This window comes from Streptomyces sennicomposti (genome assembly GCF_019890635.1).
Classification (GTDB): Bacteria; Actinomycetota; Actinomycetes; order Streptomycetales; family Streptomycetaceae; genus Streptomyces; species Streptomyces sennicomposti.
The window spans coordinates 55368-77925 of sequence record NZ_JAIOAB010000010.1 but is presented as its reverse complement, the minus strand read 5'-3'; the positions used below and the strand labels follow the sequence as shown (position 1 = coordinate 77925).

Below are 22558 nucleotides of genomic sequence, written 5' to 3'. Positions count from 1 at the left end.
TTCAGCTCCGGGCGAGGAAGTCGCGGGTCTCGGCGAAGACCCGGTGGTAGGCGGGGATCCAGGAGAAGTGCTGGACGAACCCGTGGCCGGCCCCGGCGTACCGGCTCACCGTCGCCGGCACACCGGCCTCCCGCAGGCGGCGGCCGTACAGTTCGCCCTCGTCGCGCAGCGGGTCGAACTCGGCGGTGACGATCAGGGCCGGCGGCAGCCCGCCGAGGTCCTCGCGCTTGACCGGGGAGACCAGCGGGTCGGCCGGGTCGGCGCCGCTGTCGAGGTAGAAGGCGTTGAACGGCTTGAGACCGGCGGTCTCCAGGCCGTAGCCGACCGCGTTCTCCCGCAGCGAGGCGTAGCGGTCCTCGTCGAAGTCCAGGTCGAGGGAGGGGTAGTAGAGGATCTGGTGGGTGATCCGGTCGAAGCCCTCGTCGTGCGCCCGGGCGGCGACCGCGGCGGCGAACGTGCCGCCGGAGCTGTCGCCGGCGAGGGCGAGGGTCGTGCCGTCCCAGCCCAGGTCCTCGCCCCGCTCGGCGGCCCACCGGGTCACGGCGCAGCAGTCGTCGAGCCCGGCCGGGAAGGCGGCCTCGGGCGCCCGGCGGTAGCCGACGGAGACGACCTTGAGCCCGGTCTCCTTCGCCAGCGAGCGGGCGACGTGGTCGTGGGTCTCCAGGCTGCCGAGGAAGAACGCGCCGCCGTGGAAGTAGAGGAGCAGGCCGTGGCGGTCCGCGGCGGTGGGCGTGTACACCCGTACCGGTACGTCGCCGGAGGCGGTGTGCGCGGTCAGGTCCTCCACCGCGTGCAGCGGCAGCCGGTCCTCGACGGGCGGTACGTGCGCCTCTTCCGCGGCGCGCATCGCGACCGGGTCGAGCGGCCCCTCGGGCGCGGGCGGGAGGGTGGTGAGGAACGTGGCGATCTCGGGGTGCAGCGGCATGGTCCTCACTCCCCCGCCGTGGCGGCCGCGGACTTCTGGCCGGGGAAGACGTCGTTGATCTCGTCCTCGGTCCAGCCCTGCCGCGAGATGGCCTGGAGCCTGTCGGTCACCGGCTTGCGGGTGGCCTGGTACAGGGCGAGGCCCTGCCGCACGGAGTCCGCCTCGCGCAGGGCGTCGGCCAGGGCGCCGGCGTCCTCGATGGCGGAGTTGGCGCCCTGGCCCTGGTGGTGGAGCATCGAGTGCGCGGCGTCGCCGACGAGGACGACGGAGTCGGAGTGCCAGGTGTCGACCGGGTCGATGTCGTAGACGGCCCGGATGTTGACGGTGTCCATGTCGAGGCCGCGGGTGATGTCCACCAGGCGCTCGTCGAAGCCCTCGACCGTGCGCAGCATGTCCTCCTTGGTGACCTGCGGCGTCCAGGCGCCGTCCGGGCACAGGGCGGTGATGTCGAAGGACACCTGGTCACGGTGGCGCAGCGGCAGCAGGTAGATCTTCGTGCCGCGGCCGATGTACATGCGCAGGTTGTCGTCGGTGACCATGCCGTGGGCGTCGGCCACGGAGATGACGGCGCGGTAGGCGTGCTCGCCGGAGAACACCGGGCCCTTGTCGCTGAACAGCTGCCGGCGCACGACCGACTTGATGCCGTCGGCGCCGACGACGAGGTCCGCCTCGGCGGTCGTGCCGCCCGCGAAGGTCAGCACGGAGCTGTCGCCCTTGTCCTCGACGGACTCCAGCCGGTGGCCGAGGCGCACCATGCCCTCGGGCAGCACGCCGAGCAGGGCCTCGATGAAGTCGCCGCGGTGGATCAGGTGCGTGTGGGTCTGCTCGCCGTCGGCCGGCCATGTCTCCTTCATGATCGGGTCGCCGGTGGCGGTGAGGATCTCGAAGTACTCGCTGGGCGAGCTGACCCGGGCGATCGCGTCGGAGATCCCCCACTGGCGGAAGCGGTTCATGGTGGCCGGCCGCAGGCCGATGCCCGCGCCCACCTCCCGGATCGCGTTCGCCTGCTCGTAGACGGTGACGTCCGCACCGAGCAGGCTGAGGGCCTTGGCCGCGGCCGCGCCGCCGTACCCCGCTCCGACGATCGCGATCTTCAGGTCTTTCAGGTCCGAGGACTGCATGGTGGGTCTCGCTTACTTCTGGAGGGTCAGGAATTCGGCGGGGTTCGTGACGAAGATCGTCCGGATGGCCGCCTCGTCGAGGCCGGCGGCGCGCAGGTCGGGGACGAGCTGGTCGAAGAGGTAGTTGACGGTGTGGCCCTTGACTCCGGGCCAGCCCAGCGGGGAGCAGTTGGCGTCGGCGGAGGCGAGCACCTGCCGGATGCGGCGGCCGCCGTCGACGAAGCGCAGGAAGTGGTCGAGGCGCTCCTGGCGGGGGCGGGCCCAGAACGGCGGGTCGGGCAGCTCGGTCTCGTAGCCGAAGGTGTCGAAGCCGATGCGCCCGCCCTGCTCGGCGATCCAGACGTCACGGGTCTTGTCCGCGTTCACGCCGTCGTCGACGTGCCCGAACAGGACGCGGTCCAGGGGCAGTCCCTCTTCGTCGAAGATCGCGACGGCGTTCTCGGCGTCGATCGCGAGGTGGGTCAGGATCGGCACGCCCGTGGCGAGGGCTGCGCGGGCGGCGGCGCGGTAGATGCGCTTGTCCAGGTCGGTCATGCGGCCGCCCCGGCTCACGCCGACCTTGATCACGCCGGCGAGGCTGCCGGTGCCGCCGATGCCGACGGTGATCTCGTGGACGAACTGCCGGGTCAGGTAGTCGACGTCGGCCCGGGCGAAGTGCGGCAGGGCGGTGTCGCCGCCGACGAAGCCGGTGCAGGCGACGATGTGGACGCCGGTCTTCGCCGACAGCGACTTGTAGTGGTCGACGTCACGGCCGTTGCAGATGCCGGTCGCGTCGACGAAGGCGCCGCCGCCCAGCTCGTGGAAGCGGCGCAGCTTCGGGACGGTCTCCTCGTAGCGCTGCTCGGGGGTCTTCCACCACCGCGTGTCCAGCTCGGAGCCGGGCATGCCGTAGCCGATGTGCTCGTGGATCGCCACGAAGCCCAGTTCCTCGGCGGGGATCGGCCCCAGGACGGTGTTCACTCGCGACACAACATTCACCTTCGGAAGAGTTCTTGACGGACGGTTCGAGCCGCGTGGTCAGCGCACCGCGAGCAGGTCGCGCGGGTTGGCCTCGAGCATGCGCCGCACCTCGCCGTCGCCGACGCCGTGCGCCCTCAGCAGCGGCACGAAGGCGGTGAGCACATGGCTGTACGGCAGGTCGTTCGCGGGGTGCCCCTTGGCCACGCCGGTCGCGCCGACGGAGAGCAGGATCCGGTCGGTGTGCCCGGCGCGCACGAGGCCGGCGACCAGGGCGGCGCGCTCGGCGTCGGTGAGGTGCGCGTCGTCCTCGGCGCCGACGTGGTCGAGGACGACGCGGGCGCCGCGGCCGGCGATCTTCTCGGGAACGCCGGCGGCGACGGCGTCCTTGCGGTCCAGGCCGCCGACGGCCACGCGGTCGGCCGGCAGCTTCTCGTCCAGGACGACGTCGAGTTCGCCCGCGGCGTCGGCGCCGTACCGGAAGGAGAGGGCCGTGCCGGTGGCGAGGGCGGCGCGGGCCGCGCCGCGCAGCAGGCTCTCGTCGGTGGCGGTCATGCCCGCGCGGGTGACCGCGGTGGTGACCAGTCCGGCCGGGCCGCGGCGCTCCACGCGCGGGACCACCATGCCCTCGGTGATCTCCCGGGTGAACAGGTCGGCGAACTTCTCGGCCGGCCACGGGGTCGGCGGGTTGGTCTGCGGGGTGAGGAAGTAGCCGCCGAGGAGTTCCTCGGGTCCCTGGCCGGTCGAGGCGACGATGTGCACGCCGGTCGTGCGGGACAGGGCCTCGTACAGCCGGACGTCGCGGCCGTGGAACATGCCGGTGCCGTCGACGATCGTGCCGCCGCCGTGTGCGCGGAAGTCGCGCAGCTTCGCGGCGAGCGTCTCGAAGATCTCGGCGCGGTCGAGAGCGATGTCGAAGGCGTGCTCGGCGCCCGGGAACACCGACAGCAGCGCCTCGTGGACGGAGACGACGCCCAGCTCATCGGCCGGCACCGGGCCCAGGACGGTGTTCACGGTGGTGCTCTTCACGCTCATGCCTGCCTCACGTGTCCGGTTGGGGTGCCGCGGTGCACCCTGTGGCTCCCGTCACGGTAGCCATTCGGTTTACATGACGTCAATGAAACGAACACCACGAAAAAACAATGGACCAGTAGTTGCGCGAGGGGCGGGAATCGGAGCAACGCGGAACGAGCGGCCGGGGCGGCGGGGGCAGCGTGCGGACAGCCGTCGGGGCGGCGGGGGGCCACGTGCGGGCAGCGGCGGATGTGGCAGGGGACGGCGTGCGGGCAGCGGCCGGGACGACATGCACACCGCGCATGTCGCGGCATGTGCCCGCGCACACCCGGCTGCGCGCCGCCCTCACCGCGAACCTCTCGCCCCGCGCCCTGCGCGGGCTGAAGGGCCGGATCGCCGCGGAGGCGGACGCCCTGGTCGCCGGCGAGCCGTACGCCTGGTGCTCCGCGTCGACGCCGGGCTGATCTCCGAGGGGCACTCCTCGCCGTATCCGCGCGAACGGCTGTACGACGACGTTGTGTGGTGGCCTCACCGGACACGCCGCCGCGGGCGAGCGCGCTCGACCTGCTCACCACCGAGCCGCACGTCGTGGTCGACACCGACCGGCGGGTCTTCCCGGTGCCGGAGGACGAGGGCGTCCCCCACCGCGTCGGGCTGCGGATCTCCGACTTCCCGCTGGTGCCCTTCCACGTGGCCCGCGCCGGCGGCGTCGCTCTGCTGCGCTACCGGGTCGCGGCCACCCTGCGCACCCTCGCCGACCCGCCGATCGAGGAGTTCCCGTTCCCGCTGCCCGGACTCGGAGTCGACGTGGTGCGGAACCCCCGGCAGGCCGACCGGCACGTCGTGGCCTGGCTGCGGGAGGTGCTGCGCGAGGCCGCGGCCGAGCGGTGAGACGGCCGCGCCGCGCGCCCCGGATCAGGTCAACAGCCGGACCCAGCCGGCGCTCAGCTCGTCGAGCATCTGCTCACGGTCGAGCTTCCAGTCGGCGTCGCCCCAGTGCTGGGCGACGTAGTCCAGCTCCGCCATCGCCAGCACGCCCCGGAAGCGGCGCTGATGGGGCGCGAGACGGCCGGCCCGGGTCAGACCGTCCTCGATGTCGCTGACGGCCTCCTCCAGCCACCGCTCCACCAGGTCGCGCAGCTCCGGATCGACGGCCGCCGCGTCCCGGCCGGCCCGGATGATCGGCCGGATCTCGGGCCAGCTGTCGGCGGTGCGCCGCAGCCAGGCGCCGATCGCCTCCGGCGTCCCGTCGGCCACGGTGGCGACCAGGTCCCGGGCCGTGGACCCGTGCTCCGGTGAACGGACGCGCTGGAGCGCCTCGTTGAGCCGCTCGTCGATCAGCGTCTTCATCAGATCGCTGCGGGAGGGGAAGTAGGCGTAGAAGGTCACCCGGGTCGTGCCCGCGGCTGTGGCGATGTCGTCGACCGTGGTGGCGGCGTACCCCTTCGTGGTGAACAGTTCGAGGCCGGATTCCAGCAGGAGGCGGCGCGTCATCTGCTTCTGCGCCTGTCGAAGGTTCGCCATGCGGGAGATCCTAGTGCCCCGCCGCGCACCCGCTGTACGGACCGGATCTCCCGCGAACGCCGTGTAAAGCGCCGGACGGGCCGGCGCCGTGGACCGCCACGGCGCCGGCCCGGTTCAGACGACCAGCGTGACGGCGAGCCGTTCGCGCAGCTCGGCCACCGTGATGCCGTACGTCTCGCGCACGCGCACCCCGTCGCGACCGGGCTCGAAGACGCCGTGGTCGGTGTAGAGGAGGTGCACACAGGCCGCGCCGGTCAGCGGGTACGTGCACGCGGGCACCAGCTTGGGGGTCCCGTCGCGGGCGAACAGCTTCATCATCACCAGCACCCGCCGCGCCCCGACGGCCAGGTCCATCGCGCCGCCCACGGCGGGGACGGCGTCCGGGTCGCCGGTGTGCCAGTTCGCCAGGTCGCCGTGGTGCGAGACCTGGAACGCCCCGAGCACGCACACGTCGAGGTGGCCGCCGCGCATCATGGCGAAGGAGTCGGCGTGGTGGAAGTACGCCGCCCCGGGCAGCTCGGTGACCGGGACCTTCCCGGCGTTGGTGAGGTCGGGGTCCACCTCGTCGCCCCGCGCGGCCGGCCCCATGCCGAGCATGCCGTTCTCGGTGTGCAGCACGATCCCGGCGTCGGCCGCAAGGTGCTCGGCGATCCGGGTCGGCTGCCCGATGCCGAGGTTGACGTAGGAGCCGACGGGGATGTCGCGGGCGATGCGGGCCGCGAGTTCGTCGGTGGTGAGCGGGCCGCGGTCGGTCCGCTCCGGTACGCGGGTCGTCATCAGCGGGCTCCTTGCACGGTGAGCCGGCGGGCCTCGGCCCGTACGAGCCGGTCCACGAAGATGCCGGGCGTCACCACGGTCTCCGGGTCGATGTGCCCGACGGGCACGATGTCGGTGACCTGGGCGACGACCGTGGTGGCGGCCGTGGCCATCACCGGGCCGAAGTTGCGGGCGGTCTTGCGGTAGACCAGGTTGCCCAGGGGGTCCGCCCGGTGCGCGGAGATCAGGGCCACGTCGCCCTTGATCGGCTGCTCCAGGACGTAGGTCCGTCCGTCGATCTCCCGGGTCTCCTTGCCCTCGGCCAGCGCGGTGCCGACGCCGACGGGACTGTAGAAGCCGCCGATGCCCGCGCCCGCGGCCCGCATCCGCTCGGCGAGGGTGCCCTGCGGCACCACCTCCAGCTCGACCCGGCCGGCCCGGTACAGCTCGTCGAAGACGTAGGAGTCGCTCTGCCGGGGGAAGGAGCAGATCACCTTGCGCACCCGGCCGGCCCGGAGCAGCGCGGCGAGGCCCACGTCGCCGTTTCCGGCGTTGTTGGACACGACGGTCAGGTCGCGGGCCCCCTGCCGGATCAGCGCGTCGATCAGGTCGAACGGCATGCCCGCCAGCCCGAAGCCGCCCACCAGGACGGTGGAGCCGTCCTCGACGCCGGACACCGCCTCGTCGGTCGTCGCGGCGACGACGGTCCTGCTCATGCCCGGCCCTCCTCGTCGCTCACGTTCTCCAGGACCACGGCGAGGGCCTGGCCCACGCCGATGCAGACGGCCGCGACGCCCCAGCGCTCGCGCCGCTCCCGGAGCACCTTCGCCAGGGTCCCGAGGAGCCGGCCGCCGGAGGCGCCCAGCGGGTGCCCCAGGGCGATGGCGCCGCCGCGGGTGTTGACGATCCCCGGGTCCACGCCCCAGGCGTCCACGCAGGCCAGCGCCTGCACGGCGAACGCCTCGTTCAGCTCCACCGCGCCGACGTCGCCCCAGCCGACGCCGGCCCGGCGCAGCGCCTTCTCGGCGGCCTCCACGGGGGCGTGGCCGAACATCCGCGGCTCGACGGCGTGCACCGCGCGCCCGGCGATCCGGGCCACGGGGCCCCGCCCGATCCGGCCGGCCGCCGCGGCGGTGCCCAGCAGCAGGGCCGAAGCCCCGTCGCTCAGCGGCGAGGCGTTGCCGGCCGTGATCGTGCCGTCCGGGCGGAACGACGGAGCGAGGGCCGCCAGCTTCGCGGCGGAGGTGTCGGGGCGGATGCCCTCGTCGCGGGTCAGCCCCGCCACGGGCACGACCAGGTCGTCGTAGAAGCCCTCGTCCCAGGCACGGGCCGCGAGCCGGTGGGAGCGCACGGCGAACGCGTCCTGCCGCTCCCGGGAGATGGAGGACTTCTCCTGGAGGAGTTCGTTGCACTCCCCCAGCGACACCGTCCACTCCTCGGGCATCGCGGGGTTGACCAGCCGCCAGCCCAGCGTCGTGGAGACGGCCGTGACGTCGCGGGCGGGGAAGGCGCGGTCCGGCTTGGGCAGCACCCAGGGCGCGCGGGTCATGGACTCCACGCCCCCGGCGACGACGATGTCCGCGTCGCCGGACTCCAGGGTGCGCGAGGCGATGATCGCGGCGTCCAGACCGGAGCCGCACAGCCGGTTCACGGTGGTGGCGGGGACGCTGACCGGCAGCCCGGCGAGCAGGACGGCCATGCGGCCGACGTTGCGGTTGTCCTCGCCGGCGCCGTTGGCGTCGCCCCACACCACGTCGCCGATCGCGGCGGGGTCCAGTTCCGGCGTCCTGTCGAGCAGGCCGGTCAGCGCGGTGGCGGCGAGGTCGTCGGGGCGCACCCCGGCCAGGCCGCCGCCGAACCGGCCGAACGGGGTGCGGGCGGCGGTGTAGAGGTAGGCGTCGCTCATGCCGTGCCACCCGCCGTCACCGCTCGGGCGACCGCCGCCGAGGCCAGTGGGAGCGGGGTGAACATCTCGGGCTCCTCGTCCGGCGTGAGCGCGGTCGGGCCGTACAGCCAGTCGGTGAAGGAGTAGTCGTAGGTGTCGCGGGCGCGCAGCAGTGCGTTGCGCTGCTCGCGGGCGGGACCGTCCAGGTGCCACAGCTCGCCCCACTTGCGGGAGGTGGTCAGCACCCTGCGGCAGTGCTCGGGGCGCACGGCCTCGTAGGCGGCGAGCGCGGCGCTCCAGTCGACCGCGCCGTCCGCGGCGCGGTGGCGAGCGACATGCTCGCCCAGCACCCAGCCGTCCTCGATGGCCATGATCGCGCCCTGTGCGATGTACTGCAGCGGCGGGTGCGCGGCGTCGCCGAGCAGCGCGATCCGGCCGTGGACCCAGTTCATGACCGGGTCGCGGTCGAACATCCGCCACCACTTGTCGCGCCACATGAACGGCAGGCCGTCCCTGACGAAGTCGCAGGTCTGCGCGAAGGCGGCGTCCAGCTCGTCGGGCGTCCCCCAGTCCTCCCGGCCGGCCAGCGCCTTCGGCGACTCGAAGACGGCGACCTGGTTGAGCAGTTCGCCGCCGCGCAGGCCGTAGTGGACGAAGTGGCAGCGGGGGCCGACGTGCACCACGACCTCGCTGAGGTCGACGGACCTCACCCGCGGCTGCCCGGCGGGGACGGTGCCGCGGTAGGCGACGTACGCCGAGGAGACGGGCCGGTCGTCGACGAACAGCTTGCGGGCCACCGAGTGCAGGCCGTCGGCCGCGATCACGACCCCGGCCTCGTGGGCGGCGCCGGAGGCGAGGGTCACGCGGGCGCCGCCGTCGGTGTTCTCGTACGAGGTCACCTGTGCGTCGTTGACCAGCTCGACGCCGGCGCGCTCGCAGGCGCGCAGCAGCAGGCCGTGCAGGTCGCTGCGGTGGATGACGAGGTACGGGTAGCCGTAGCGCTTCGCCAGGTCGCGCAGGTCGAGCCGGGTCAGCTCGTCGCCGTCGACGGCGTCGCGCATCACCATCGCGTCCGGGACGACGCCGAGGCTCTTGGCCTCGTCCAGGAGGCCGTAGTCGTCGAGGATGCGGGTGCAGTTGGGTGCGAGCTGGATGCCGGCGCCGACCTCGCCGAAGGCGGGGGCGCTCTCCAGCAGGCGCACGGCGAGGCCCTGGCGGGTCAGCGAGAACGCGGCGCCGAGACCGCCGATGCCGCCGCCGACGACGATCACGTCAGGGGTCACATCAGATCGGGACATGTCACTCATCTCTCAGAGCCACGGGCCGAGTTCGGGGGCGGCGGCGAGCGCGTGGGGGCGGCCGGCCAGCCAGGCGGCGACCTCGGGCAGCGGCCCGTCGGGCAGTTCGGTCAGGGCGCGCTTGGCGCGGATCTCCTCGACGAGGGCGGCCAGGAAGCCCTTCGGCAGGTCGGCGAAGGCGACGACGCCGGTGCCGAGGTCGACGGCGTGGACGCACACCTCGCGGGCGCGCATCCACGGCAGCTCGGTGGCGGGGACGGTGCGGCCCTGGGCGGTGACGACCTCGCGCTGCCACTGCTCGTCGGTGAGCCGGTCCAGGCCCGCCGCCAGCCGGTGCGCGGAGTCCGTCAGCCAGGAGCGCAGCTCGTCGGCCGACAGGGCGGGGCCCTTGGCGATGCCGGCGGCGCGCTCCTCGGCGGAGGCGTACATCGGTCGCTCCTCGCCGGTGGCCGCCCAGTGCACCAGGTTGCCCAGGGCGTCGGCGTTGGCGGCGACATGGGCCACGAGGTGTTTGCGCGTCCAGTCCGGCAGCGCGCTGGGGGCGGTGAAGGCGGCCTCGTCGAGGCCCGCGACGGCGTCGAGCATCAGCTCGGTGCCGGTGCGGGCCCAGGCGCGCGCGTCGGTGAAGGTCCGTGTGGCGGTGCTCATGCCTGGACCACCTTGTTGGCGCAGGCGCCCAGCCCGGTGATCTCGGTGACCACGCTCTGGCCGGGGCGCAGGAAGACCTTGGGGTCGCGGGCGTTGCCCACGCCGGCCGGGGTGCCGGTGGCGATGATGTCGCCGGGCCGCAGGGTGATGACGGTGGAGATGTAGCGCACCAGGAACACCGGGTCGAACAGGAGTGTGCCGGTGTCGTCCTGCTGCATGACCTCGCCGTCGACGACCGTCCGCACCTTCAGGGCGGGGCGGACGCCGCCGACCTCGTCGGGGGTGACGACGTAGGGGCCGACCGGGGTGGAGGCCTCCCAGATCTTGCCCTGGGTCCACTCGACGGTGCGGAACTGCCAGTCGCGCAGCGAGATGTCGTTCATGACGGTGAAGCCGGCGATGGCGTCGGCGGCCTGCTGCTCGTCGGCGCGCCGCACCCGCTCGCCGATGACGACGGCCAGCTCGACCTCCCAGTCGAGCGCGTCGGTCTCGGCGGGCTTGACGATGTCGTCGTAGGCGCCGATCAGGGTCTCGGCGAACTTCGGGAAGAGCGTCGGGTGGCTCGGCAGGTCCCGGCCCATCTCCTTGATGTGGTCGGTGTAGTTGTGGCCGACGCAGACGATCTTGGAGGGGTTCGGGACGACCGGCGCGAAGTCGGCGCCCTCGGCCGGGTAGGCGGTGCCGGAGGCCGCGGCGGCCTTGTCCCGCCAGCCGTCCTCGGCGAGCAGCGCGCCCAGGTCGGCGTGTCCGAGGTCGACGAGGACGTCGCCGTCGAGGCGGACCGCCCGGGTGCCGTCGGCGGTGCGGAGGGTGGCGAGCTTCATGGTCAGGCGTCCTTCTGGGTGCGGTCGATGCGGAGCGCCTCGAAGACGGGCGCGTCGGAGAAGCGGAACAGGTCGAGGCCGCCGGAGTCGGAGTCGGTGCCGCCGGCCTCGGACCTGGCGGAGAACGGCTCCCAGGACGGGACGACGAACAGGTCGCCGCGGGTCACCGTCCAGGACTTCGCGCCGACGGTGACGGTGCCGGAGCCGTCGAAGACCTGGTAGACGGAGGATCCCGTCGCGCGCACCGGCGCGGTCTCGGCGCCCCGGGCCACGCGGTGGAACTCGGCGCGGATCGTCGGCAGGACGTCCGAGCCGTCGTGCGGGTTGGCGTAGCGCACCGCCGCGTGGCCGGGCTCGACGGTGCCGCCGAAGCCTTCCCTCTCCAGGAGGAGCTGGTCGCGCAGGGCGGCGTCGGTGTGCTCCCACTTGTACGACAGCAGGGGGCTGCCCGGCGTGGCGGGCGCGGCGGACAGCGGACGCAGGCCGGGGTGGCCCCACAGCCGCTCGGAGCGCGACCGCTCGGGGGTGATCCGCTCGGCGTCGCCGATCTCGTCGCGGCCGAACTCGAAGAACTGGGCCTCGGTGAGGTACTGGAAGGGGATGTCCAGGCCGTCGATCCAGGCCATCGGCCGGGAGGTGGCGTTGTGGTGGGCGTGCCAGTTCCAGCCGGCCTGCGGGAGGAAGTCGCCGCGGTTCATGGGCACCGGGTCGCCGCCGACGACCGTCCACACGCCCGAGCCCTCGACGACGAACCGGAAGGCGTGCTGGGTGTGGCGGTGCTCGGGGGCGTCCTCGCCGGGCATGAGGTACTGGATGGCCGCCCACAGGGTCGGGGTGGCGAAGGGCCTGCCGCCGAGGGAGGGGTTGGCCAGCGCGATGGCCCGGCGTTCGCCGCCGCGGCCGACGGGGACCAGGTCCCCGGCCTGCGCGGCCAGCTCCCGCAGCCTCTCCCAGCGCCACAGGTGCGGCACGGCGCGTGAGCGCGGGTGGGCGGGCATCAGGTCGCCGATCTCGGTCCACAGCGGGACGAGGAGTTCCTGTTCGAAGCCCCGGTACAGCTCCTCGAGCGCCGGGGTGACCTCGGGCTGTCCCTCCGCGGCGACGGCCTGGAGCCGGACCGGGGAGCCCGCAGCGATGTCTTGGGTGAGGGGGGAGTCAGTCACGGGGTCAGCGTGCAGCGTGTCTGCTGGCCGGACATGTAGATTCTGCACAGCAGAATTTGAAGGAGCCGTCGTGGACAAGCCGCTGAAGACGCCGCCGCCCTATCCCATCGCCAGCGTGGACCACGCGCTGCGAGCGGCGACCATCCTGCAGCTGGAGGGCGGCGCGACCGTGGCGCAGCTCGCGGAGCGCCTGGGCGTCGCCCGGTCGACGGCCCACCGGATCCTCGCGATGCTCGTCTACCGGGACTTCGCCGTGCGGGGCGAGGACCGCGTCTATCGCGCGGGCCCGGTGCTGGAGCTGGCCGCCCATTCCCAGTCGCTCGTGTCACGACTGCGCACGGCGGCCCTTCCCCATCTGCACCGGGTCGTCGCTCTCCTCGACGAGACGACGAACCTGATCGTGCGCACCGGGGACACGGTGCGGTTCGTCGCCAGCGTCGAGTGCCGGCAGGCGCTGCGGGTCGGGTCGCGGGAGGGGATGGTCTTCCCGGCCCACCGCACCACGGCGGGGCTCCTGCTGCTGGCCGACCTGGCCGACGAGGAGCTGGAGGAGGTCTACGCCCCGGAGCGCTACCGCGACCGTCCGGCCGACCGCCCGGACCTCGCGCGGCTGCGGACGGAGCTGCGCCGCATGCGCCGCAACGGCTTCGCCGTCAACAGGGAGCGGTCCGAACGCGGTCTCGTCGCGGTCGGCGTCCCGGTGCGCGGCCGGGACGGGGCCGCGCTGGCCGGCCTCAGCGTCTCGATGCCCAGCGTGCGCTACGACCCGCAGCGGCTGCGCTCCCTGGTCGCCGCGCTGGAGGCCGCGGCGCACGCCGTCGAGACGGACTTGGCCGGACAGCCGTAGCCCGTCGCTCGCCTTACACGCGGAACGGTCTGATTATTTTCTGTCCAGTTCGTTGACGCGACGTAAAGCCAAGTGTCATTCTCCACGGCATCACGCCGGACGCGCGACGTGCCCTCTCCCCACCGCGTGCGCGGAGCCGAGCGCTTCCACACTTCGGAGATCCCCGCTTCCAGGGCCCCGAAGTCCCCAGTCAGGGAGAATCAGCAATGACGCTCAACAACGGGACGACGACGTCCCCTGGCCCAACCGCGGGGGCCGCCCGGATGCCGGGCTACGCGGGAACACTGGCTGCCGCCTGCGGCGCGGTCTTCGTGGCCCAGGTCGCGAACGCGCTGCCGGCCTCGCTGAACGGACTGTTCCAGCAGGACCTGAACACCCACGGCTCGCAACTCACCTGGATCACGGCCGCGTTCATGATCGCGGTGGTGTGCTTCGAGTTCACTTTCGGTGTCCTCGGCGACCTGTGCGGACGCCGCAGGCTCGTCCTCGCGGGCACCGCTCTGGTCGCCGTCGGCAGCACCGTCGCCGCGCTCGCCCCGACCGTCCAGGTGCTCTGGCTCGGCGCGGCCCTGAACGGACTGGGCGCCGGGGCCATGTTCCCCGGCTCGCTCACCGCCCTGACCGCCGTCACTCGCGACGCACGGCAGCGGGCGCACGCCGTCGCGGTCTGGAGCGGGTTCCTGTCCGCCGGCGCCGCCGTGTCGCCCCTGCTCGGCGGCGTGTTCGCCAGGATCGGGTCATGGCGCGGCTCCTTCTGGGTGCTCGTCGGACTCACCCTGATCAGCATGGTGCTCACCATGACGCTGGCCACGGAATCGAAGGCGCCCGAGGGCCGCACGCTGGACGTGGCCGGTCAGGTCACCTTCGCGCTCGGCCTCGTCCTGGTGCTGTACGGCGCCGTCGAGGGCCCCGAGTCGGGCTGGACGACCCTGCCCGTCATCCTCTCCCTCGTCCTCGGCGCGATGTTCCTCGCGGCCTTCGTCGTGGTGGAACTGGGGGCCGAGTCCCCCATCTTCGACCTGCGGCTGTTTCGCAATCGCGCCTTCGCCGTGACGTCCGCCGCCGCGGTCGTCGGCATGCTCGCCTTCCTCGGCGCCTGCTTCGCGACCAGCATGTGGCTGGGCCCGTTGCAGCACCAGGACCCGATCCGGGTGGCCCTGCCCTTCCTGCTCCTGCAGGGGCCGGCCTTCCTCCTCATCCCCGTCGTCTCCCGGCTGCTCCACCGAGTCGCCCCGTCCTGGCTGCTGACCTCGGGGTTCGCGCTGATGGCGGTCGGCTGCCTGCTGTGCGCCCGACTGGACGTCACCGACCCGCGGCTCGGCGCGATCGTGGCGCCCGCCCTGCTGATCGGCGTCGGGTTCGCCCTGACCGTCAGCTCCGTCACGGCCGTGGCGCTGGGCAGCGTGCCGCCGCGTCTGGCGGGCATGGCCAGCGCCACCACCAACATGCTGCGCGACCTCGGGTTCGCCCTCGGTCCGGTGGTCGTCGGCGCGGTCGCCCTCAGCGGCGCGGGGTCGGCGTTCACGACGAACCTCTCCGGCACGGTCCTGCCGGCCGCCGAGGCCTCGGCAGCACGGGAGATCGCCGCGGCGGGCGGCCCCATCGCCGTGAACAGCCTGCCGCCGGGCGCCCCGGGGTCCGCGGCTCACAGCCTGGCCCTGGACGCCCTGGGCAGCGGCTTCAGCACCGCGTTCCTGGTGTGCGCCGCGGCGGCCGCCGTCGCCGCCGCGCTCACCGCCTTCGGCATGATCGGCGTCCGCGCCGGCGATCCCGCCGGGGACGGGGCGCCCTCGCCCGTGCCGCCCGGCCACGGCGACCGCCCGGAAACCGCGGCCGGCGCCGCGCGCCTCTGATCCCCGCGCCCGCCGCCGGCGCCGTCGCATGAACGGGCAACCCGGCGAGCCCTTCGCGTCACGGCGCCGGCCGGCGGCGCGTGCCGAAAGCGGCTGGCTGTGACTCTGCGGCTTGTGCTTCCCTGCCGGAATGAACATCGAGAATTCCGGGGTGGCCGTGGAGGGGCCGGGCCGCCGGGTCCGGCGGAGGACCGACGGCGACGTCGCGACGTGCGTGCGGGTCCTCGCGGACGTCCATCGACGTGACGGTTACCCGGTGAACTGGCCTGACCGGCCCGACGCGTGGTTGTCGCAGGCCTGCGCGTGGGGCGCCTGGGTCGCCGAACTCGGCGGCCGTGTCGTCGGCCATGTCGGCTTGTCCCGCGGCGGCGAAGGGGATCTGGCCCCCGGCGTGTGGAGCGACCGCAACGGGACGAGCAAGGACCGGACCGCGGTGGTCAGCCGGCTGTTCGTCGCTCCGCAAGCCAGGGGGCATGGAATCGGTGCGCTGCTGATCGGCCGTGCCGTGGCGGAAGCACGAGGCCGCGGCCTGCATCCGGTGCTCGACGTCGTGGCGTCCGATACCGCCGCGGCGGCCCTGTACGAGCGGCTGGGCTGGGAACTGATGGCCACGGTCGAGCAACGCTGGAGCCCTTCCCAGCTGGTGGCCGTCCACTGCTACGCGGCGGCATCGTGACGCGGCGGCTGACGCTGCCGGTCCGCCCCGGGCACGCGGTGTGCGGCCCGGGGTCCGTCCGTCCCCGGCCAGATGCGGCCGGGTGGGCGAACCTGAGTAGGTGCGCCTCCGGCACTGAGTAGCTCGTCGCTGCCGGCGGCCACCGCCGGACGGCTTTGATCGGCCTCATGCCCACTACGACGGCCTCCGCGCCCACAGGTGCCGCCCCGGCGCCCCGCTGCCCCTTCATGTACGGCTACCGCGCCATGACGCTGATCGGCGCGTCCCTCGTCGGGCTCCTCGCCTACGGCGCGGCGGCCTGCCAGTCGATGGAGGGCGGGCCGGTCAGGTCGGCCGCCGAGTACGCCGAGCGCGCCGCGCAGACCGAGCGCGCGGGAGACGGGACGCTGAACGCCCTCGCCCCGGCCCCGGTCCGAAAGGGCATCGCCGAGAAGCAGGGCGACGCGTCCTGCGTCGACGACTTCGGCTTCGACGGCCCCGGAGTCACCCGTGACGAAGCGGCCTACGAGTGGAGCATGGACTTCGCGAGCCGGGCGGCCTACCGCTCGGCCGTCGACCACCTCCGCGCGACCTGGACCGCCCGCGGCCTGAAAGTGAAGGACATAGCCGGCCGGCCCGGCGCCGGCATGCCCGGCATCACCACCACCGACGAACACGGCGTCAGGCTGTCCCTCGTCCCCGACTCCTACTCGGGCGAGCCGGTGATGCGGGCGGACGGCGGATGCGTGCGGCACGAGTACGCCCCCGCGTACGAGGAGGAGGACAGCGGGTACTGAGTACGTCGCCGCCGCACGACGGAGGCGGCACGCGGGTCCTTCGCGCAACAGGTGGGCGTCGCGACTGTGCAGGCGCCGATCGGCAAGGGGCGGGCCCCGGTCACTCGGTGGACGGGGCCCGGCCCGTTGCGCTCAGCTCAGCTCAGGATCTCCGCGATGCCCGCACGGTAGGAAGTGACGGTGAAGTCGGGAAAGCGCGCGGTGAACTTCGAGGCGTCGAAGATGTTGTCGCCGCGGTAGCGCGGCAGCAGTTCCTTGACCTCGCCGAGCGGCCCGACGAAGCGGCCGCCGATCTTGAAAAGGGCCAGGGGCAGTACGGTGTACCCGGTCCGGCGACCGGTGATCTGCCCGGCCGCTTCGATCATCTCGGCGTAGGTGAGGCGGTGCGGGTCGACGGGCAGGTGCCAGGTCTGGCCGTAGGCGTCCGGGGTGTTGCCGATCAGCGCCATGGCCCGGCCGGCGTCCGGCGTCCAGATGAGGGACCGGACGGTCTTCGCGCTGACGGGGACGAACGGCCGCTTGCCCGCTTTGATCCGGTCGAAGACGAGGGAGTTGGTCAGGCTCTTGGTCTTTCCCGGACCGTAGAACTCCGGCGCCCGGCAGATGACGGCGTCGATCGTTCCCGCGCTCATCGCGTCCAGCAGCGTCGTCGCGATCTGCGCGCGCACCCGGCCCTTGCGGCCGTTCGGCTCGAAGCCGGTCGACTCGGTCTGCGGAGTGGTCGTCCCCGGGTACATGTACGTGTTGTCGAAGAACACGAGCTTGGTGCCGTACTTCGCGCAGGCGTCGATCACGTTGCGCATCATGGCGGGGAACTGCCGTTCCCACAGCTGCGCATCCATGGGCAGGCCCACGGTGAGGTAGGCGATCTCGCTGCCCTCGACGGCCCGGGCCGTGGCCTCGGGGTCCGTCAGATCGGCCTTGACGAGCTGATCGGTGTCGTGGACCTTCTTGGGGTTGCGACTGACCAGCCGGATGTCGCGCGTGAAGGTGCGGTACAGCTCGCGGGTGAGCTCTTCGCCGATCGGCCCGTTGGCGCCCAGAACTGTGTGCATGGGTTTCATCACTCTCTCGTGTCTGCTTGATGCCGGGAAGGCGCTTGAGGATCTTCAGGCCTGGTGCGCGGGTGCGTAGGCGACCACCCCGCGGATCGCTCCAAGGGGGGTGTGGTCGACGCAGGCGTCGCCGATCGTCAGTTGTCGGGGAACAACCCCGGCGCGAACGTCACGGGCTGCCCGCACCGTCCCGCCTGCACGGCGACGTGTGGCCCCTGCCGTGCGGAGCGGGAATGCGGGCGGTCAGCCGATCGAGATGGCCGTGGGCATGTGCAGGGTGAGCTGTCCGGAGGTCATGACGTCCGGACGCAGGTTGCGCGTCAGGCGCAGGGGCCGGATGTCGTCCGAGAGGCGTCCTTCGCCGAGCGTGAGCTCGACGTCGCGGGGGAACATCCGCGTGCCCCTGAGGAACTCGACCCCGGCCACGCGAGGATCCTGCGCCACCTCGCCGAGACCGGCCTGCGTCCGGTGGCGGTCGAAGAGACCCTCCGCCGGGACGCGTGCCGTGCGCTCGCCCAGAGCGACCTCGACCGTTTCCCGGGACATCTCCTGGGACCGTGCGGCCTGTGTGTCGACCATGGCTGCTGCTCCAATCCTCGTCCCGGGCCTCGGCGACTGCACGACAACCGTACACCCAAATGTTTACGCCGCTCACTTCGAGAGGGGGGCGGCTCTGGCCGGCCTCGGGGCTCTGCCCCCTTCGTACGCCCATCATGGCGGCGAGGACGGTACCGGTGGGGCGGTGAGGTCCTCGCGCGCCCCCGGTGCCGTCGCGGCTCCCGCAGTCCGCTCCCGCGCCGCGTGACCGCGCGTTCCGTCAGCGCCCCGGCGGTCGTGACGCACCTCGGCTCGCGCGGACAGGACCAAGAACCGCTGGGCGGGGAGTGCTGAGGGTGCGCCAGTCCGGGAGGCGTCCGCGGTCCGGCGCGCCGGGGCCGGCAGTGCGCTGCCCCGGGTGACGTACGATCAGGCTTCCTTCGCTTCGGAAGGCGGTTGGCCCATGCCCGTGCCGAGCCTGCTCGCGGTCTTCGCTCATCCGGACGACGAGTCGTTGTCGGCAGGCGGAGTGCTGGCCCGTCACGCGGCCGCGGGAGCGCGTACCGCGGTCGTCACGGCGACCTGGGCCTCGGACACCCCGCGGGCGGCCGAGTTGGCCGAGGCGCTGCGGATCCTCGGCGCCGGCGAACCGCGTCTGCTGGGCTACGCCGACGCGCGCGTACCGCAGTCGGCCCCGGGCCGCGCACGGTTGTGCGAGGCGCCGCTCGACGAGGCGGTACAGCGGTTGGTGAGGCACATCCGCGCATTCCGCCCGGACATCATGGTCACCCACGACGCCTATGGCGGCCTGCCCGGCCATCCGGATCACGTGCATACCCATCGGGTGACCCTGCTGGCCGCCCACGCGGCCGGGTTCGGGCGGCTCTACCCGGATGCCGGTGAGCCCTGGCAGCCGCGTGCCCTCTACCTGGCCACACACCCGCACTCGGCCGTCCCGGCGCTGAGAGACGTGATCGGCGCGCGCAAGGCGACGTACAGCGTTCCGGACGAACAGGTCACCGCGACTGTCGATGTCTCGCCCTGGCTGGAGCAGAAGATCGCCGCGGTGCTGGCGCATCGCTCCGAGGTGGAGCGGGGAGCCCTGCCGGGGGTGATCGCCGGCCTTCCGCCGGACGCACGGGAGCGGCTGTTCGCCACCGAGTGGTACATCCGCCACACCCCCGTTTCTCCGGCGCCGGCACAGACGGAACTGACCGCCTGACCGCGCGGTCACGTCGGAACGGACAGGGACATCCGCCACCGGGATTCCCGCTCATACGATGCGGGCCGTCAGTCTCCGCTCCACTTGTCCAGGGCCTCGGTGATCAGGCGGGTGGCGAAGTCGCGGTCGTCGGTGATCCGGTTGATGCGTTCCGCGAGGAGGAAGACCGTGGCCTCCAGGGCCGTCATCTCCTCGTCCGTCCAGTAGCCGTACTGCCGGCGCCACAGGCTCGGGCTCAGATCGGTCGCCGCCGCGATGACCAGGCCGGTCATGGTGGGGATGACCTCGGGCGGGAAGCTCTTGGGCATCACGCGCATCGTGGCCACCAGGCTCGGCACGACGTACTCGATGGTGTCCTTGCCGTGGCTCTCGTGAGCTTTGTGCAGCCACTTCATGAACATGTAGATGAGCGTGCAGGCGCCGTCCAGCAGGTCGTCGAGTGCCACCGAGTCCAAGGACGCGGCGAACTGCTCGGTCAGCGCCTGTTGTTCGGCTCCCGTCTCGCTCCTGCCGTCGTAGACGGCCTTGAGGTGCGAGTCGATCATCATGAGCACCGCGCCGACGTCACCGGCGGGAGCGTACTGGGGGTCGCAGGGCGATGACACGGAAATCCTCCTCGTTCGACCAGGGCACGTGGTCACGGGAGCACTATGGCGCGTACGGCGGACCTTCCGGGGATTGATCACGAATGTCCGGCGGGCAGGACGCCGGCACGGCATACTCCTCCCTTCCGCCCGCGCATCCGTGCATCCGTGCCGTCAGGGTTCGTCGGCCGTCGCGGTGGTGCGTTCCGGGTGCTCCGGGTGCGGGGACCTCCGCGTGAGGTGGACCAGGGCGGCGGCCAGGACGAGTGCCGTGGCGGCCGACGCCAGGTAGACGGACCGGTAGCCGATGTGGGCGATGAGCAGGGAGCCGAGTGCCTGGGCCGGTGCCTGGGGGCCGAACAGGAGCAGGGTGGTGGCGGCCGCCACGCGGCCCTGGAGGTGGTCCGGGGTCAGTTGCTGGCCGGCGTTGAGCGCGGCGAGGAAGACCCAGGGAAGCGCGAAGCCGAGGACGAAGGAACCCAGCCACACCGCGGGCAGCCACGGGACGGCACGCAGGGCCGAGCCGGCGGCGAACGCGGCCAGCCCGAGGAGCGCGAGGCGGGTCGGACCGGTCCGGGCGAGGACGCGGGAGCTGGCCAGGCTCGCCACCACGGATGCGCCGCCGAGGAGCGCCGCGAGCACGCCGAGGTAACCGGGGGGCTGATGGAGGGCGGCGACCATGCTGTACTGGGCCGCCACGCCCACCCCCGACACCGCCATGATCAGCGCGGCGACGACGAGGATCCGGGCGAGGGCCGGGGTGGCGCGGATGTGGGCGGCTCCGGCGAGGATCTCGGTACGCCATCGGGTCCGCGCCGGCCGGGCCCGTTCGGGCGGCGGCTTGAGCAGTGACGTCGCGGCGGCCGCGGCGACGAACGTGGCGGCGTCGAGCAGGGCCACGGCTCCGCCGCCGAGCCAGGTGAACAGGCCCGCGCCGACCAACGGCGAGACCAGGCGGCCGGTTTCCTGCATGCCCAGACGCAGGCCGTTGATCCGCCGGCGCGTCGACGGGCGGAACATGTGGGCGAACAGCGCGCTCTCGGCGGGGTCGATCAGGACCAGCGAGGCGCCGTAGGCGGCCATCACCGCGCAGATCAGCCATACGTCCTCCTCGCCGTCGACGAGGAGGAGGCAGGCGACCGCGATCGCCGTGCACAGGTTCACGAGGATCAGGAAGCGCTGCCGCGGGACGCGGTCGGCGACGAGGCCCGCCAGGGGGCCGAACAGCGAAGGGAGGTAGATACAGGTCTGGGTCAGGCCGGCGAGCGCGCTGCTGCCCGTGAGCGACTTGACCCAGATGCCGGCCACCAGGCTGAGCGCGGTGTCGCCGACCATGGAGAGACCGAGCCCGGCGAGATACAGGCGGGCGTTGCGGCGCTCCACCGGTGTGGGCCGTGCTTCCCCGGCTGCGCTCTTCGGCTCAGGCGTCATGTCCCTGCCCCGTGTGGTCCTTCCGGTGCGTCCGGTGTTCCGGTCAGCCGTGCCGGCTGGTGGCCGACACCGTAACAGCGGGAGGCCTCGGGGCGTCAGGGTTGTTCGGCGGCAGGTCGTGGCGGAGGTGTTCGGCCGGCGTCCCGGCGTGGGTGAGGGCGGCGGTCAGCGTGTGGACGAGAGCCGGTGGTCCGGCCATCAGGGTGCGCACGGCGGTATGGGAGGGGTGCCGGGTCAGTTCGTGGACCAGCCGGTCGCAGGCGCGGGCCTGCGACGTGTCGATGACCGGTACGACGGTGAGCCAGGGGTGGCGCCGTTCGAGTTCGGTGAGGCAGTCGGTGTCGTACAGGCCGGCGAGCGTCTCGGCGCCGATGTGGAGCCGCACGGCGCCGACACGGTGTGCGGGGGCGGACCGGGTACGGCGGTCCAGTTCCTGGATCAGGGCTTTCATCGCGGACCAGCCCGTGTCCCAGGCCACCAGGTGGAGTCGGTCCTGCGGGCCGTCGTGGAGGGTCAGGTCGCCCCGGGGCGGGCCGATGCGTATCTCGTCGCCGACCGCGGTGCCGTTCACCAGGGCGTCGCTGACTCCCCCGGCTCCGGTGCGGCGGACGTGGAGTTCGAGGTCGCCCTCCGTGCCGTACGCCCCGGCCGGGTAGAACGGGCGCCAGGTGTGCGGAAGTCGGGGCACTTCCAGCGTGACGTACTGTCCGGGCCGGTGGGGGAAGGTCTCGTGCGGGCGCAGCCGGAGCAGTGCCAGGTCCGGTGCGAGCAGTTGATGGTCCGTCACCGTCGCCCGCCAGAAGGGCGGTTCGCGCAGGGCTGCCTCCGCGCCTCGCACCATGGCCGTGATGCCGAAGCGCAGCATCCGCAGCCAGGCCTGCTCCAGTTCCACGGTCCAGTCCGCTCCGGCCCGGACGCGCAGCGCTTCGCGCAGTGCCGTCTCGAACGCCGTGTACTGGGCCGGGAGCAGGCCGAGTTTGCGGTGGTCGCGGCCCAGCCGCATGAAGGTGCGGGCGACGTCGTCGGGGCGGTGCAGGTGCTCGATCAGATACCACAACGCCCTTGCGAGGTGGGCCTGCTGGAATTCCATCGAGGCGGGGAAGAGCGAGCGCAGCGAGGGGTGCCGGGCGAAGAGGGCCTGGTAGAGGTGGATGATCAGCTCGTCGAAGGGGGTCACCTTGTCGAGGTGGCGCAGGATGGTCTGCTGGTCGGCGGGTCCGTCGTAGGCGGTGCCGGCCGGGGCGTACGGGGTGTCGCGGTCGGTGGCGGGCGCGGTGGGGCCGGGGCTGAGCAGTTGTCTGCGCAGGCGCATGGCCTCGTGCCGGGCGAGCAGGGTGTGGTACGTCCCGTTCTTCGCGTTCATCGGTGAACTCCTGCGCGAGGGGTGGCGGGCGGTGGGCGGCCGCGCCTGGGCGCGGGTGGGCCACCTCCGTGGAAACGCAGGTCAGTATGGCATTACGGG

Annotated in this window: 24 protein-coding genes; 7 read left to right on the top strand and 17 right to left on the bottom strand. The window is 72.8% G+C overall.

Translation table 11 applies throughout. The annotated features are described in order from the left end of the window. Position 1 precedes the first annotated feature (1 nt). The 4 genes from K7787_RS08825 to K7787_RS08810 are packed head-to-tail and all read right to left on the bottom strand — an operon-like array spanning position 2 to position 4038. Positions 2-925, bottom strand: a complete 924-nt coding sequence (locus K7787_RS08825) for an alpha/beta hydrolase (RefSeq protein ID WP_223001033.1) — start codon at positions 923-925, stop codon at positions 2-4. Positions 926-930: 5 nt separating this feature from the next. Continuing rightward, positions 931-2046: an FAD-dependent oxidoreductase gene (locus K7787_RS08820; protein ID WP_009193113.1), complete on the bottom strand. Its 1116-nt coding sequence runs from the start codon at positions 2044-2046 to the stop codon at positions 931-933. Between the two features lie 12 nt (positions 2047-2058). Further along, complete coding sequence (locus tag K7787_RS08815; RefSeq protein ID WP_223001032.1) at positions 2059-3015, bottom strand: phosphotriesterase family protein; 957 nt, start codon at positions 3013-3015, stop codon at positions 2059-2061. A 48-nt stretch (positions 3016-3063) separates the two neighbouring features. Continuing rightward, the gene (locus K7787_RS08810) at positions 3064-4038 is read right to left on the bottom strand and encodes a phosphotriesterase family protein (protein WP_223001031.1); all 975 of its coding nucleotides are present in this window, start codon (positions 4036-4038) and stop codon (positions 3064-3066) included. A 281-nt stretch (positions 4039-4319) separates the two neighbouring features. Between K7787_RS08810 and K7787_RS08805 the strand changes: the two genes are divergently transcribed. Together K7787_RS08805 and K7787_RS08800 are read left to right on the top strand one after the other, a co-directional pair. Beyond that, complete coding sequence (locus K7787_RS08805) at positions 4320-4481, top strand: hypothetical protein (RefSeq protein ID WP_223001070.1); 162 nt, start codon at positions 4320-4322, stop codon at positions 4479-4481. Between the two features lie 55 nt (positions 4482-4536). Beyond that, positions 4537-4908: a type 2 periplasmic-binding domain-containing protein gene (locus K7787_RS08800; RefSeq protein ID WP_247720691.1), complete on the top strand. Its 372-nt coding sequence runs from the start codon at positions 4537-4539 to the stop codon at positions 4906-4908. Positions 4909-4932: 24 nt separating this feature from the next. Here the strand turns inward: K7787_RS08800 and K7787_RS08795 are convergent, their stop codons facing one another. From K7787_RS08795 to K7787_RS08760, 8 genes are all read right to left on the bottom strand, one after another. After that, positions 4933-5541 carry a TetR/AcrR family transcriptional regulator gene (locus K7787_RS08795; RefSeq protein ID WP_009193109.1) on the bottom strand — a complete coding sequence of 203 codons (609 nt, stop codon included), beginning with the start codon at positions 5539-5541 and terminating at the stop codon, positions 4933-4935. 114 nt (positions 5542-5655) lie between these two features. After that, a complete protein-coding gene (locus K7787_RS08790; RefSeq protein WP_223001030.1) occupies positions 5656-6318 on the bottom strand; it encodes a 3-oxoacid CoA-transferase subunit B in 663 nt (220 codons plus the stop codon). Next, positions 6318-7013: a 3-oxoacid CoA-transferase subunit A gene (locus K7787_RS08785; RefSeq protein ID WP_043262463.1), complete on the bottom strand. Its 696-nt coding sequence runs from the start codon at positions 7011-7013 to the stop codon at positions 6318-6320. Before K7787_RS08785 ends, K7787_RS08790 begins: the two co-directional genes overlap by 1 nt. After that, positions 7010-8203: a thiolase family protein gene (locus K7787_RS08780; protein ID WP_223001029.1), complete on the bottom strand. Its 1194-nt coding sequence runs from the start codon at positions 8201-8203 to the stop codon at positions 7010-7012. The genes K7787_RS08785 and K7787_RS08780 overlap by 4 nt, the downstream gene beginning before the upstream one ends. Then, the gene (locus K7787_RS08775; protein WP_223001066.1) at positions 8200-9453 is read right to left on the bottom strand and encodes an FAD-dependent oxidoreductase; all 1254 of its coding nucleotides are present in this window, start codon (positions 9451-9453) and stop codon (positions 8200-8202) included. The genes K7787_RS08780 and K7787_RS08775 overlap by 4 nt, the downstream gene beginning before the upstream one ends. Before the next feature lie 39 nt (positions 9454-9492). Beyond that, positions 9493-10128 (bottom strand): maleylpyruvate isomerase N-terminal domain-containing protein, encoded by a 636-nt coding sequence (locus K7787_RS08770; protein ID WP_223001028.1) that lies wholly within the window; start codon positions 10126-10128, stop codon positions 9493-9495. Further along, positions 10125-10952 carry a fumarylacetoacetate hydrolase family protein gene (locus tag K7787_RS08765; protein WP_043262462.1) on the bottom strand — a complete coding sequence of 276 codons (828 nt, stop codon included), beginning with the start codon at positions 10950-10952 and terminating at the stop codon, positions 10125-10127. The genes K7787_RS08770 and K7787_RS08765 overlap by 4 nt, the downstream gene beginning before the upstream one ends. Positions 10953-10954: 2 nt before the next feature. Beyond that, complete coding sequence (locus K7787_RS08760) at positions 10955-12115, bottom strand: cupin domain-containing protein (protein WP_223001027.1); 1161 nt, start codon at positions 12113-12115, stop codon at positions 10955-10957. A gap of 70 nt (positions 12116-12185) precedes the next feature. On the opposite strand from K7787_RS08760, the gene K7787_RS08755 reads away from it, so the two are divergent. The 4 genes from K7787_RS08755 (at position 12186) to K7787_RS08740 (ending at position 16267) form a co-directional block, all read left to right on the top strand. Continuing rightward, positions 12186-12962: an IclR family transcriptional regulator gene (locus K7787_RS08755; RefSeq protein WP_164387727.1), complete on the top strand. Its 777-nt coding sequence runs from the start codon at positions 12186-12188 to the stop codon at positions 12960-12962. 206 nt (positions 12963-13168) lie between these two features. Beyond that, on the top strand, positions 13169-14815 hold the full coding sequence (locus K7787_RS08750) for an MFS transporter (RefSeq protein ID WP_223001026.1): 1647 nt from the start codon (positions 13169-13171) through the stop codon (positions 14813-14815). A gap of 130 nt (positions 14816-14945) precedes the next feature. Then, the gene (locus K7787_RS08745) at positions 14946-15491 is read left to right on the top strand and encodes a GNAT family N-acetyltransferase (protein WP_223001025.1); all 546 of its coding nucleotides are present in this window, start codon (positions 14946-14948) and stop codon (positions 15489-15491) included. Between the two features lie 167 nt (positions 15492-15658). Next, positions 15659-16267 carry a hypothetical protein gene (locus tag K7787_RS08740; protein WP_223001024.1) on the top strand — a complete coding sequence of 203 codons (609 nt, stop codon included), beginning with the start codon at positions 15659-15661 and terminating at the stop codon, positions 16265-16267. 137 nt (positions 16268-16404) lie between these two features. Here the strand turns inward: K7787_RS08740 and K7787_RS08735 are convergent, their stop codons facing one another. Both K7787_RS08735 and K7787_RS08730 read right to left on the bottom strand, forming a co-directional pair. Then, the gene (locus K7787_RS08735; protein ID WP_223001023.1) at positions 16405-17322 is read right to left on the bottom strand and encodes an NAD-dependent epimerase/dehydratase family protein; all 918 of its coding nucleotides are present in this window, start codon (positions 17320-17322) and stop codon (positions 16405-16407) included. A gap of 243 nt (positions 17323-17565) precedes the next feature. Beyond that, complete coding sequence (locus K7787_RS08730; RefSeq protein ID WP_223001022.1) at positions 17566-17901, bottom strand: hypothetical protein; 336 nt, start codon at positions 17899-17901, stop codon at positions 17566-17568. A 421-nt stretch (positions 17902-18322) separates the two neighbouring features. Between K7787_RS08730 and K7787_RS08725 the strand changes: the two genes are divergently transcribed. Then, positions 18323-19081 (top strand): PIG-L family deacetylase, encoded by a 759-nt coding sequence (locus K7787_RS08725; RefSeq protein WP_223001065.1) that lies wholly within the window; start codon positions 18323-18325, stop codon positions 19079-19081. Between the two features lie 68 nt (positions 19082-19149). On the opposite strand, the gene K7787_RS08720 is transcribed toward K7787_RS08725, so the two are convergent. From K7787_RS08720 to K7787_RS08710, 3 genes are all read right to left on the bottom strand, one after another. Beyond that, a complete protein-coding gene (locus K7787_RS08720) occupies positions 19150-19686 on the bottom strand; it encodes a hypothetical protein (RefSeq protein ID WP_223001021.1) in 537 nt (178 codons plus the stop codon). 153 nt (positions 19687-19839) lie between these two features. Further along, entirely contained in the window at positions 19840-21096 is a 1257-nt protein-coding gene (locus K7787_RS08715; protein ID WP_223001020.1) for an MFS transporter, read from the bottom strand. Between the two features lie 43 nt (positions 21097-21139). Beyond that, a complete protein-coding gene (locus tag K7787_RS08710) occupies positions 21140-22459 on the bottom strand; it encodes a globin domain-containing protein (RefSeq protein ID WP_223001019.1) in 1320 nt (439 codons plus the stop codon). Positions 22460-22558: the final 99 nt, after the last annotated feature.

Excerpts from the sequence above, each read along its gene's own strand:
- K7787_RS08825 (WP_223001033.1), bottom strand. The coding sequence starts at position 925 with ATGCCGCTGCACCCCGAGATCGCCACGTTCCTCACCACCCTCCCGCCC.
- K7787_RS08820 (WP_009193113.1), bottom strand. The coding sequence starts at position 2,046 with ATGCAGTCCTCGGACCTGAAAGACCTGAAGATCGCGATCGTCGGAGCG.
- K7787_RS08810 (WP_223001031.1), bottom strand. The coding sequence starts at position 4,038 with ATGAGCGTGAAGAGCACCACCGTGAACACCGTCCTGGGCCCGGTGCCG.
- K7787_RS08805 (WP_223001070.1), top strand. The coding sequence starts at position 4,320 with ATGTCGCGGCATGTGCCCGCGCACACCCGGCTGCGCGCCGCCCTCACC.
- K7787_RS08795 (WP_009193109.1), bottom strand. The coding sequence starts at position 5,541 with ATGGCGAACCTTCGACAGGCGCAGAAGCAGATGACGCGCCGCCTCCTG.
- K7787_RS08790 (WP_223001030.1), bottom strand. The coding sequence starts at position 6,318 with ATGACGACCCGCGTACCGGAGCGGACCGACCGCGGCCCGCTCACCACC.
- K7787_RS08785 (WP_043262463.1), bottom strand. The coding sequence starts at position 7,013 with ATGAGCAGGACCGTCGTCGCCGCGACGACCGACGAGGCGGTGTCCGGC.
- K7787_RS08780 (WP_223001029.1), bottom strand. The coding sequence starts at position 8,203 with ATGAGCGACGCCTACCTCTACACCGCCGCCCGCACCCCGTTCGGCCGG.
- K7787_RS08770 (WP_223001028.1), bottom strand. The coding sequence starts at position 10,128 with ATGAGCACCGCCACACGGACCTTCACCGACGCGCGCGCCTGGGCCCGC.
- K7787_RS08765 (WP_043262462.1), bottom strand. The coding sequence starts at position 10,952 with ATGAAGCTCGCCACCCTCCGCACCGCCGACGGCACCCGGGCGGTCCGC.
- K7787_RS08750 (WP_223001026.1), top strand. The coding sequence starts at position 13,169 with ATGACGCTCAACAACGGGACGACGACGTCCCCTGGCCCAACCGCGGGG.
- K7787_RS08745 (WP_223001025.1), top strand. The coding sequence starts at position 14,946 with ATGAACATCGAGAATTCCGGGGTGGCCGTGGAGGGGCCGGGCCGCCGG.
- K7787_RS08740 (WP_223001024.1), top strand. The coding sequence starts at position 15,659 with ATGCCCACTACGACGGCCTCCGCGCCCACAGGTGCCGCCCCGGCGCCC.
- K7787_RS08735 (WP_223001023.1), bottom strand. The coding sequence starts at position 17,322 with ATGCACACAGTTCTGGGCGCCAACGGGCCGATCGGCGAAGAGCTCACC.
- K7787_RS08730 (WP_223001022.1), bottom strand. The coding sequence starts at position 17,901 with ATGGTCGACACACAGGCCGCACGGTCCCAGGAGATGTCCCGGGAAACG.
- K7787_RS08725 (WP_223001065.1), top strand. The coding sequence starts at position 18,323 with ATGCCCGTGCCGAGCCTGCTCGCGGTCTTCGCTCATCCGGACGACGAG.
- K7787_RS08715 (WP_223001020.1), bottom strand. The coding sequence starts at position 21,096 with ATGACGCCTGAGCCGAAGAGCGCAGCCGGGGAAGCACGGCCCACACCG.
- K7787_RS08710 (WP_223001019.1), bottom strand. The coding sequence starts at position 22,459 with ATGAACGCGAAGAACGGGACGTACCACACCCTGCTCGCCCGGCACGAG.